Below are 12,123 nucleotides of genomic sequence, written 5' to 3'. Positions count from 1 at the left end.
AAAACCTTATAAACAGGTGTTTATAGGTTTAAAACAATTAAAAACCTAATAAGGTGAATCAATTAATCTTATTTGACTATATTTGATTGTAGGATTAATTAATTCACTCTATAATGAAATCTTTAAAAGCTTTTTCAAAAGAACAAATAAGAAATAAAATCGAGTTTGAAAACCCTTGGTGGGTTTCAAAAGAAATTGATTCTTATTATTCTAAAATGAAAAGAAGGTTATATTTTAAGCTTTTTTCACCTCTTGTTTATGAAAAAAATATAAAAAGAGCAGTAGTTCTAATGGGACCAAGAAGAGTTGGTAAAACAGTAATGCTTTTCCACCTTGTACAAGATTTGATAAACCATAAGATTTCCCCTAAGAAAATATGCTATTTATCAATTGAAAACCCAATATACAATGGTCTTTCTTTAGAAGAAATGTTGCTTCACTTTTTAGAGATAACAGAACAACAATCATCAGAAGAACTTTACTTAATATTTGATGAAATTCAATATTTAAAAAATTGGGAAGTACATTTAAAAACCCTTGTAGATTCTTATCATAAAATTAAATTTATTGTTTCTGGGTCAGCGGCAGCTGCGTTAAAACTTAAAAGCATTGAGTCTGGTGCAGGACGATTTACTGATTTTATGTTACCTCCTTTAACCTTTCACGAATATATTGATTTAAAAAATCTTTCACATTTAATTAACTTAAAAAAGAAAGAGTGGAAAGGAATAATTGGGAATTATTATCAAACGGATAAAATTGATCTATTAAATAACCATTTTGTTGATTACATTAATTATGGTGGTTATCCTGAGGTGTCATTATCTGCTGAAATTCAATCTGATCCAGGAAGGTATATAAGAAATGATATTATTGATAAAGTTTTGCTAAGAGATTTACCAAGTTTGTATGGAATTAAAGATGTTCAAGAATTAAATTCTTTATTTACAACAATAGCCTATAATTCGGGTAACGAATTTACATATCAACAACTTGCAATTAGTTCTGGAGTTGATAAAAATACTATAAAAAAATATATAGAATATTTAGAAGCTGCTTTTTTAATTAGAGTTATAAATAAAATAGATCAAAACTCTAAAAAATTTAAGAGAGCTACTTCTTTTAAAATATATTTAACTAATCCATCTTTAAGAAGTGCGTTGTTTTCACCTCTAAAAAAAGATGATGACTTTATAGGTAATATGGTAGAAACAGCCATTTTTTCACAATGGGGGCATAATACTGGATTCACTCCATATTATGCAAGATGGAAAAACGGCGAAGTAGATATTGTTAGTTTATCTAACGAAAAACAAAAGCCATTATGGGCTGTTGAAATTAAGTGGAGTAATAGATTTGTAAAAAGTTTACAAAAATTATCTAACCTTAAATCATTTTGCCTTAAAAATAAATTAGATAGAACTTTAGTTACAACTTTAGATATTGAAGAAATTAAAGAAGATGATGGCTTAACTTACGATTTTACACCAAGTAGTATTTATTGTTATACAGTTGGTAAAAATGCGATTGATAGAAAAATAAGCAATCCTATGACAATTAATCATTAAATCTCTCAACCTAAACATGCTGATCAATTAAAATAGTATTTCCATCTGGATCGAAAAAGACAACACTTGCTGGACCAGAAGTGCTTGCATCAGCTTCCCTTTCTAGTTTTATATGATTTGCTTTTAAGTGTTTTTGGATGTCTCTTACATCATCAAAATCATCCAACTTGTTGGCGCTTTCATCCCAACCAGGATTAAAAGTTAAAATGTTATTTTCAAACATTCCTTGAAATAAACCTACCAAAGCATTTCCGTTTTTGAGTATTAAATAATTTTTCTCTATTTGACCTGCAAAAACAGTAAAACCTAAAGTTTCATAAAACGTTTTCGATTTCTGGATATCTTTTACTGCTAAACTGATGGACATGGCTCCTAATTTCATCTTTAAAAATGTTTTGGTTGATTTTTTAAAGTTATAAAATTATTTTTAATGAAGATTTGTTTTCATAAAAAACCCACTCCTAAAATTAGAAGCGGGAAAATTGCTATGAAAAAGATGTGATAAGAAAGTTCTTATTACACTTTATTAGACGAGTGTTTTTATAAACCTTACGTTTATATTCAATTAATTTTCAATAGATAACAGTACCATTCTTAATTCCATATAAGTAAAAGATTGATCTACTTTTTCTTTGAGTTCTGTAAGGTTTTTAAACTCTACTTCTTCGATTTGACTCATGATTTTTTTGTATTTTCTTAATGGAATGAGTTCTAAAATATCAACATCACCAGTTGTAATAAAAGTCATTAAATGACTTTGAATAGTATTTAACGTTAAGCTACGTTCTTTGGCAATTTCTTTAGGAGATAAGCCAGACTTGAACAACTCAAATGTAATTTGTTTTGTGTTTTTCTTGTCTTCTTTTTTCTGTTCATTGAATTTGTTAATGCCATTTTCTTGACAATAAGCTTCAATAACTTCTAGAATTTCTTCTCCGTATTTTTTTACACGGATTTTCCCCATTCCATTTACTTTTAATAACTCTTTTTCAGACCTTGGTAGAGCATCACACATTGCGTACAAGGTTTCTTGCGTAAAGATTTGAAATGCTGGTATGTTCTCTGCAATTCTAATTTCGTCTCGTAATTCTCGTAATTTTAAAGCCAATAAAGGATCTCTTTTAGATGATAATTTTTTCTTCTTTTTTGGTTCTATTTTTTGCAAAACGGAATCTGCTCTTACTTGCAAATACTCTTTTACTTTAAAGCCATCCGAAATTTTTTGTAGCGCAAATAGTTTTTCCTCTAACTTTTCTTGTAAGCTATCAAACTGTTTTGAAAAATCCTTTTTTACGGCTTTATTATCTGTAGAAAATGAGACGGCATCCAAAGGTTTTTGAATGTTTGTTTTGGTGTGATTTAAAAAATAATCTACTCCTTTTGTAAAACGTTCTTGAATTTGAGAGCTGTTTTCAGGTAAAATATTGGCTTCAGAAAGTTTTTGTAACTGATTTTTAAATCCGTTTGAAACTTTCATTAAAGCAACAACTCCATCATCTTTTATGGTTTGTAAATGATCGATGACATCACCTTTAATAGAAGTTTGATTTTTGTAAAAGATATCTATTAAACGTGTAATTGGATATAAGAATGGTTGATAATCGAACAATTCAGCAATTAAATTGAGTTGAAATTCTTTTTCTGATTGTAATAATTCTTTTTCATCAGGATGATTTTCTTCCACACTTTCGTTAAATGAACTTACAGTACTGTCATTAATAATGGCATTACTAGAAATTGGCGTTTTTAAGACCAAACCTTCTAAAGAAGTACATCTACTTAAAGCCACATAAGTTTGTCCGTGCGCAAAAGAGGCTTCTGCATCTATAATGGCTTTTTCAAAGGTTAATCCCTGACTTTTATGAATGGTAATTGCCCAAGCCAATCTTAATGGAATTTGAGAAAAAGAACCAATTACATCTTCTTTAATTTCTTTAGTTTCTTCGTTGATGGAATAATTTACGTTGTCCCAGTTTTCTCTTTCTGTGACAATTTCATCCACTTCATTAGCACATTGAACGGTTACATTTTCTCTAGAAATATCAGTAATGATTCCTATTTTACCGTTAAAATATCTTTTTTCTGGTGAAGAATCATTTTTGATAAACATCACTTGTGCACCCACTTTTAATTCCAATTTTTGGTCATTAGGAAAAGAGTTTTCATTGAATTTACCAGAAACTTCTGCATCAAAAAAGTAGCTTTTATTTTTGAGTTTGTTAAGTTCAGAACTGTTAATGGTGTTTGCTCTTTTGTTATGGGTGGTTAAGGTAATGTAACCTTCTTCTTTAGTAGGAGAGAAGCTAGGGTTGTATCTTTTGTTTAAAATTTCTTCAGATGCTGAGGATAAATTATCGTTTCTAATTTCATTTAAAATTTTGATAAAATCTTCATTTTTTTGACGATAAATATGCTTCAATTCAATAGAAACTACATTGGCTTCTTGATATGCTTTTGAGCTGAAGAAATAAACGGTATTGTAATATTGTTGCAATAAACTCCATTCATTGGGTCTCACTACAGGTGCTAGTTGCTGCAAATCGCCAATCATTAAAACCTGTGCACCACCAAATACTTTGTTTCGGTTTTTATAACGCCTCATCACTTGATCTATACCATCTAACAAATCTGCACGAACCATAGAAATTTCATCTATAATTACTAAATCTAAAGATTTGATTATATCAATTTTAGTTTTAGAGAATTTGCGCTGTTGATTGGTATTGGCAATCTGGTTAGGTAGAATAGGGCCAAAAGGCATTTGAAAGAAAGAATGAATGGTAACTCCTTTTGCATTAATAGCGGCAACACCAGTTGGAGCCACAATAACCATTCTTTTTAAAGATTCGTTTTTAATTTTGTGTAAAAACGTAGTTTTTCCTGTCCCTGCTTTTCCTGTAATAAACAGGTTTCTGTCTGTTTTATTAATAAAGTCGAAAGCAAGTTCTAGTTCAGGATTTTTTGGCATTTTAGCTTTTTGATGCAAGGTAAATAATTAAAAATTATTTACTAAAAAAATGATGCTTATATTCAATGTTGTGATGCAACAATTAGTTATTAATTTTCGATGAAGTATTCATCTAAAAACTTTTTTATTTTAAAGCTAAATAAAAAGAATTTGGCGGACTTTTTTAAAAGCAAAAAACTTTGAATTCAGCACCAAACCTGAATTAATTATAGTTAACATTCGCTTTATTTATTTGATGTTTTTTCTTCCAATCAATATATCCTATAAATGAAAACGCAATATAAATAACAGTGAGCAATAGATAGTAGTCTAGACTTTGCTGAAAGTATAGTAGAATTGTGGCAGTATTAATGAAAATCCAAAAAAGCCAAGAGCTAAGAATTTTCCTTGCTTCTAAAAAACTTGCAATGAAGCTGAAAGTTGTAGTAAAAGCATCAAGATATGGATTAACAGCATTAGTATATGATTTAAAACATTGACCTGCAATTAGAGCAAGTAAAATTCCAGATATTACAATTAAGAAATGTTTTTTTAGACTTACTGTTTGTATTTTTAAATTGTCTTTCGGATTATTTTTTTTCTTCCAGAGTTGATACCCATATATACCTATAAATACATAGTAGATGTAAAGAATAGATTCAGAATACAACCCTATTGAATAAAAGAGATATATACTAACTATTGATCCTAAAACACCAAAAAACCAACAAGCAATGCGCTCTTTTATTAATAGAATTAAATAGATTAAATTTAAAACAACAGCAATTATTTCTAAGTAAAGATTCATTAAATAAAATAGTGTTTTAAAAAAGAGATAGATATTTTTTATAATAATCAGTGCTATTTATTGCCATTCCATTACCTGAAAAAGTAGTATTTGGTTTTGGAATAGAAAAAACAGCAAATGAAAAACGTTCAGATTCTAAATCTTTTGGTAAATTTACTTGATGGTTAAGTGCAGGTATTTTTTTGTGAGTCATAAATTCTAAGAAATAACCAGAAAATAAAAAGGTTTTCTCTTTTTTGTCTATTTCTACATAATTATTATTAATGTCTAAAACTGAGAGTCCATTATCAACACCATATGGAAAAGTGGTAAAAAGAGAAACATCTTTATGTGCTGATAAGCGAGTATTATTTTTAGCATTCGATTTACAATTGATAGGTTTAGGGTAATAGTTGCAAGACATCATATATCCTATGATATTATCTTTGTAAAGTTGAGTTAATTCAGGAATGTTAAGTTCTTTAATTTTAGTCAATTCAGCATTTTTTACAGTAGAAATCAGTTTTTCCCAATCATCTTTAAGGAAACTATGAAATTCTTTAGGGAAATCTTCAATATTCTGAAATTCTGATATTACAAATGAATGGAGCATATCATTTTCATATTGATTTAAGCTGTCTTTCTGACCTATATATGAATATCCATCAAAAGCTGTATTATACCTTGACTGTAAGAACTGTTTCTTGTATTTGCTGTCTTTTTTTACAAAATTTAAAAGAGCAGTTCTAATTTTTAAATTTGATTTTTTTGAAAAATATAGTTCAGTTATTATTGGGTTCACATTTTTATAATTATACCTAACTTAATGCGCATATAACGTTGTTTCAATGACCTGTATTCGTCTTAAGTCAGATTTTTAGTTGAAAATATACAATAGAATAGGTAAAAATACCTTATTTCATAACGTAATACAAAGCTAACTAATAATTTAGTTTTATTCATTGAACTCTAGTCTTATAATCTGTCTTTTTTTCTTTAATATTTGATTATTAAAATATAGTTAAGCTGAATTAATATCAGTAATAATACAAAATGGAAAGGGTGTAAATGAAAACTCGAGAATAAGTATCAGAGAAAACCAAAACTCTGTAATTTATTATTTATACACAATTTTTAATAAGTGAATAAAACAAACATTTATAATTGCAAATTCTGTATAATATATGTCATACCTATATAAATATCTTTAGAAGTACTATAGTAAAAAATTAATAAGTTTTTTCTAGTTTTCTTATAACACTATTTTTTAAGACAAAATGATATTTATAAACACCCTCAGTTTGCTCTAAAGAATAATGAATGGTGTTTTGTTTCTTAGCTTTAATTGGACCAAAGTCTAAACCTGTATTTTGAAGTGTTACATTGGCTGTTTGAATATTTGCATTAGAAATGTTTTTAACAGTTATACTGGCATTCCATAAAAGTTGATGAAGTAAGCGGTTATAGCAATTAAAGAAATTACAATTGATGTTTAATACTGTTTTTATTTGGGTTTAATGGGTGTATAGCTAAAGACAAATAAGACGTCGTTTTAATGACTTATATTCGACGCTAACGAAATTATTTTTTTAATTGCAAAAAGTAATAAATACAAACTCTTGTTTTATATGGTGATATAAATCAAACTAACAAAATCAGTTTTAAATGATTGTAAATAAATGATTAAGCACGTAAAATCTTTTCCATTTTTCTGCCTTTAGCCAATTCATCAATGAGCTTTTCCATTTGTCTACATTGTTTATATGTTTCAAACTCATCTTCTATTTCTTCAATTCGATAGCCACAAACAACTCCTTTAATCATGTGTGCGTTTTGGTGAATTTTTGCATTCTCAAAAAACATTCTAAACGTAACTTTATCATCAATTAATTCTTGTAGTTTTTGTTCATTATATCCTGTAAACCATTCTATTACTTTGTGGAACTCTTCTTTTGTTCTACCATTTTTTTCTAATCTATTCCAGTAATGAGGATAGACAGATGCAAAAATCATATTTGCAACTTGTTCGTTTTTTTTAGTTGTAACCTTCACTTTATAAATTTTTAAAGTAGCAATTTACAAAATTATATAAAACAACAAGTTTAGCTCCGATTGAAGTGAGACCTTTTTTTTAATAGCCTCATTACCAATAAGAAACTAATGAGGTAATCTGTTCTTTAAAGATAAGGTTGCTTGGTAAGTTAATAGTGACGTTTTTATTTAAAAAGGAAAAAGATATAGTAGAAAGTAAGAAATAGCTTCAAAAAAAATCCCAAGCAAAAGCTCAGGATTTTAATATTTTATGATAAACTTAGACAAGCTTCAGTTCAAGACTTCGAAAGTTCTGCTTGACATACTTATAAACCCAGATTCTGGGCTACATTTCTAATGCTTTTGTTGGGTTGTTATCCATTAATAACTCCACAGGATTTTCTAGTGCTTCTTTAACAGCCACTAAGAAACCAACAGATTCTCTACCATCAATAATTCTATGATCGTAAGACAATGCTACATACATTATAGGTTGAATTACAACTTCTCCATTTACAGCCATTGGTCTGTTTACGATATTGTGCATTCCTAAAATTCCACTTTGAGGAGGGTTGATAATTGGCGTAGATAACATAGAACCAAATACACCACCATTGGTAATGGTGAAGGTTCCACCAGTCATTTCATCAACTGTAATTTGGCCATCTCTTGCACGTAAAGCCAAACGTTTTACTTCAGATTCAACTCCTCTAAAACTTAAGTTTTCTGCATTTCTAATTACAGGTACCATTAATCCTTTAGGACCGGATACTGCAATAGAAATATCTTGAAAATCGTGTTTTATTTGGAAATCTCCATCGATCATAGAGTTTACATCTGGATACATTTTTAAAGCTCTAACAACCGCTAATGTGAAGAAAGACATAAAGCCTAAACCAACACCATGTTTTGCTTTAAAGTCTTCTTTATATTGTTTACGTAAATCGAAAATTGGTTGCATGTTTACTTCGTTAAACGTAGTTAACATTGCAGTTTCATTTTTTACAGAAACCAAACGCTCTGCTACTTTTCTACGTAACATCGACATTTTCTTACGCTCTGTTCCACGAGTTCCGTTTGCAGGTTGCGTTCCCATAGAAGGTACTGCTTTTACAGCATCTTCTTTGGTAATTCTACCATCTTTTCCAGTTCCTTTTACTGTTGATGCGTCAATTCCTTTTTCTGCCAATACTTTTTTAGCGGCAGGAGAAGCAGTTCCTGTTGCATAGGTATCTGCTTTTTGAGCAGGAGCAGCATCAGTTTTCTTTTCTTCTTTTGGAGCTTCTTCTTTGGCAGGAGCAGCATCACCTTCTGGTTTTGCAGCATCCATATCAATCAAACAAACTACAGCACCAACTTCTACAGCATCACCTTCTTCTGCTTTTAAAGTGATAATTCCACTTTCTTCAGCAGGCAATTCTAAAGTTGCTTTATCAGAATCTACTTCTGCAATGGGTTGATCTTTTTCAACATAATCTCCGTCTTCAACTAACCAAGTTGCAATTTCTACTTCTGTAATTGATTCTCCTGGAGAAGGAACTTTCATTTCTAAAACACTCATGTTTTCTATTTTTATTCTGAAATTTTATAATCTTAACTATTAAAAACGCTATCGATAACAGCTCTATGACGCTTTTTAAAACGCGTGCTTGAACCAGCAGCTGGAACTGCATAGTATTTACGAGAACAAACACTTAAGTTTTTCAACTCAAAGCGTTGTAACATATAACTCCAAGCCCCCATATTTCTTGGTTCTTCTTGTGCCCAAACGTAATCTGTTACATTTGGATATTTATCAATAATTTTTTGAATTTTCTCTTTGTGTAAAGGAAACAATTGCTCTATTCTAATCAATGCGACATCTTCTCTTTGCAACTCTTCTCTTTCTGCTAATAAATCATAATAGAATTTTCCCATGCAGAATACCATTTTCTTAATTCCATCAGGGTTTAACGTATCGTCAATTATTTCTTGAAATTCTCCTGTTGCCAATTCTTCGATTGAATTTACGGCTTTTGGATGACGTAATAAACTTTTAGGTGTAAATACAATTAACGGTTTTCTATAATCGCGTTTCATTTGACGACGCAATAAGTGATAGAAATTGGCTGGAGTTGTACAGTTGGCAACTGTCATATTATCCTCAGCACATAATTGTAAATAACGTTCTATTCTTGCTGATGAATGCTCAGAACCTTGACCTTCATATCCATGAGGTAACAAAACAACAATTCCGTTTTGAACTTTCCATTTATCTTCTGCAGCAGAAATATATTGGTCAAACATAATTTGTGCTCCGTTAGAAAAATCTCCAAACTGAGCTTCCCAAATGGTTAGCGTGTTCGGATTTCCCATAGCATAACCATAATCGAAACCTAATACTCCATATTCAGATAATAACGAGTTGTAAATCGTCATTTTTCCTTTTGTATTCGGATTTGTGTTTAATAGGTTGATTCTTTCTTCTGTAACTTCGTCTCTTAAAACAGCATGTCTGTGAGAGAATGTCCCTCTTTCTACATCTTGACCAGAAATACGTACATTATAACCTTCTTCCATTAAAGATCCGTAAGCTAAATTCTCTGCCATTCCCCAATCTAATTGATTGGTTTCAAATGTCATTTTTGATCTACCTTGTAAAATACGTTCTGCTTTTCTAACAAAATTTGCTCCTTCTGGAACTGTAGAAACTACTTTGGCAATATTTTTTAAATCTTCTAAAGGATAGGTTGTATCTAAAGGAGCTAACATAGCTTCTTTGTCTTGACGTTCAAAACCTTCCCAAGTAGATTTCATAAACTCTTTTACTTTAGAAGTTGTATCTTCTTTAGAATTATCAAACTCAGTATTTAGCATCTCTTTAAATTCTGATGTAATTTCTTTGATGTAATTATTATCAATAGAACCTTCAGAAACTAACTGAGAAACATAAATATCTTTTGGGTTTTTGTGTTTAGATATTGCTTTGTATAACTTTGGTTGAGTAAAACGAGGTTCATCACCTTCGTTATGACCGTATTTACGATATCCTAATAAATCTATAAAAACATCCGATTTAAAACGCATTCTAAATTCTAGTGCCATTTCCATTGCATGACAAACAGCTTCTGTATCATCTGCATTTACGTGTAAAACTGGAGATAAAGTAACTTTACCAACATCTGTACAATAGGTGCTTGAACGGGCATCTAAATAGTTGGTAGTAAAACCAATTTGATTGTTTACAACGATATGAACTGTACCACCAGTTTTGTAGCCATTTAGTTTTGCCATTTGAACTACTTCGTAAGCAATTCCTTGACCAGCAATGGCTGCGTCACCGTGAATTACAATTGGTAAAATCTTATCAGAATCACCATCGTATTTTCTATCAATCTTTGCTCTAGTAATTCCTTCTGCAACTGCGGCAACTGTTTCTAAGTGGGATGGATTTGGAACCAAATTCATTTTGATTTCATTACCATCTCTATACGTTTTGCTTAGTGTTAAACCTAAGTGATATTTTACGTCTCCGTCGATGTCTTCATCTTCAAAATCTTTTCCTTCAAACTCACTAAAAAGTTCTCTTACGGGTTTTTTAAAGATGTTAACCAAGGTATTTAAACGACCTCTATGTGCCATTCCTAACACACATTCTTTTACACCATATTTTTCTGCAGCTTCTCTAAGCATTACAGCAATTCCTGGTATTAATGTTTCACCTCCTTCTAAAGAAAACCTTTTTTGACCAACATATTTGGTTTGTAAAAAGCTTTCGAAAGTAACCGCTTGATTTAATTTACCTAAAATATATTTTTTTGCGTCTACGGAGTAATCAGGATGGTTTGCATTTTTGTTTAATCGATTTTGCCACCATTTTAACTTTTCTGGATTTCGCATGTAGGTATATTCAACCCCAATAGAATCACAATATACACGCTTCAAAAAATCAATGATATTTGAGAGTGTTGTTTTTCCTAGACCTAAAATTTCACCTGCAGAAAACTCGTTTTTTAAATCTTCTTGAGTTAATCCAAAATTTTCAATATCTAAAGTTGGTTGATATTGCCTTCTTTCTCTAACGGGATTTGTTTTAGTAAATAAATGACCACGAGTTCTGTATCCATTAATTAAATCTACCACTAAAAATTCTTTACGAACTTCTTGAGGTATTTCAATTGTTTCATCATCTGTTAAAGAGTAGTTTTCATTAGCTAAATCGTAACCTTGAAAAAAACTTCTCCAACTCGGTTCTACAGAGTCCGGGTTTACTAAATATTGATCATATAAATCGGCAATGTAGCCTGAATGTGCTGCGTTTAAAAACGAAAATTTATCCATAGTTTAGTCTCTGCTTTTTTGATAAGCATTTGGAACGAACAAAAATACAATATTTAGTTGTTAAACAAGTTTTAAAATTTTAATTATAACAATAAACTTTTTATTGAAAAAAAAATAAAAAATATTTGGGGATATTCTAAAAAGGTATATATTTGCACTCGCTAATCCCAATTAGGGAAGTAAACTCCTCCTTAGCTCAGTTGGTTAGAGCATCTGACTGTTAATCAGAGGGTCCTTGGTTCGAGCCCAAGAGGGGGAGCAAAAAAAGCCTTATCATAATTGATAAGGCTTTTTTGTTTGCTGTAAATCAGTTGTTTATGTTTTGTTTTTAAGGTGTTGGAAATTATTCTAAGAAGATAGAGTAATATTAAAAAAGTTGTATTAGTACCCTTTAAGTGATTGTATTTCTCTTGTTTTAGAAAAAAATGTAATAAACATTATAACCCAATAATTGTTAATCTTTGTTAAAC

General features: G+C 30.1%; 8 protein-coding genes and 1 tRNA gene. 2 read left to right on the top strand and 7 right to left on the bottom strand.

The features are described from left to right. Nucleotides 1-113: 113 nt before the first annotated feature. The gene (locus tag FP421_RS06330) at nucleotides 114-1,568 is read left to right on the top strand and encodes an ATP-binding protein (RefSeq protein ID WP_159948732.1); all 1,455 of its coding nucleotides are present in this window, start codon (nucleotides 114-116) and stop codon (nucleotides 1,566-1,568) included. A 10-nt stretch (nucleotides 1,569-1,578) separates the two neighbouring features. On the opposite strand, the gene FP421_RS06325 is transcribed toward FP421_RS06330, so the two are convergent. The 7 genes from FP421_RS06325 to FP421_RS06295 form a co-directional block, all read right to left on the bottom strand. Beyond that, nucleotides 1,579-1,950 carry a VOC family protein gene (locus FP421_RS06325; RefSeq protein WP_159948730.1) on the bottom strand — a complete coding sequence of 124 codons (372 nt, stop codon included), beginning with the start codon at nucleotides 1,948-1,950 and terminating at the stop codon, nucleotides 1,579-1,581. A 183-nt stretch (nucleotides 1,951-2,133) separates the two neighbouring features. Continuing rightward, complete coding sequence (locus FP421_RS06320) at nucleotides 2,134-4,536, bottom strand: helix-turn-helix domain-containing protein (protein WP_159948728.1); 2,403 nt, start codon at nucleotides 4,534-4,536, stop codon at nucleotides 2,134-2,136. A 202-nt stretch (nucleotides 4,537-4,738) separates the two neighbouring features. Further along, entirely contained in the window at nucleotides 4,739-5,323 is a 585-nt protein-coding gene (gene pnuC / locus FP421_RS06315) for a nicotinamide riboside transporter PnuC (protein ID WP_159948726.1), read from the bottom strand. Nucleotides 5,324-5,339: 16 nt separating this feature from the next. After that, entirely contained in the window at nucleotides 5,340-6,104 is a 765-nt protein-coding gene (locus FP421_RS06310) for a 2OG-Fe(II) oxygenase family protein (RefSeq protein WP_159948724.1), read from the bottom strand. 881 nt (nucleotides 6,105-6,985) lie between these two features. After that, nucleotides 6,986-7,354, bottom strand: coding sequence for a DUF2200 domain-containing protein (locus FP421_RS06305; RefSeq protein WP_159948722.1), 369 nt, complete (start codon nucleotides 7,352-7,354; stop codon nucleotides 6,986-6,988). 325 nt (nucleotides 7,355-7,679) lie between these two features. After that, the gene (gene odhB, locus FP421_RS06300; protein ID WP_159948720.1) at nucleotides 7,680-8,894 is read right to left on the bottom strand and encodes a 2-oxoglutarate dehydrogenase complex dihydrolipoyllysine-residue succinyltransferase; all 1,215 of its coding nucleotides are present in this window, start codon (nucleotides 8,892-8,894) and stop codon (nucleotides 7,680-7,682) included. 32 nt (nucleotides 8,895-8,926) lie between these two features. Further along, a complete protein-coding gene (locus FP421_RS06295) occupies nucleotides 8,927-11,653 on the bottom strand; it encodes a 2-oxoglutarate dehydrogenase E1 component (RefSeq protein ID WP_159948718.1) in 2,727 nt (908 codons plus the stop codon). Nucleotides 11,654-11,838: 185 nt separating this feature from the next. Between FP421_RS06295 and FP421_RS06290 the strand changes: the two genes are divergently transcribed. Further along, a tRNA-Asn gene (locus FP421_RS06290) sits at nucleotides 11,839-11,912 on the top strand. Nucleotides 11,913-12,123: the final 211 nt, after the last annotated feature.

Origin of the sequence: Polaribacter septentrionalilitoris (assembly GCF_009832745.1) — a bacterium.
In the GTDB taxonomy this organism is placed as follows: Bacteria; Bacteroidota; Bacteroidia; order Flavobacteriales; family Flavobacteriaceae; genus Polaribacter; species Polaribacter septentrionalilitoris.
The sequence above is the reverse complement of the archived record's forward strand: the minus strand, read 5'-3'. Positions and strand labels throughout refer to the sequence as shown.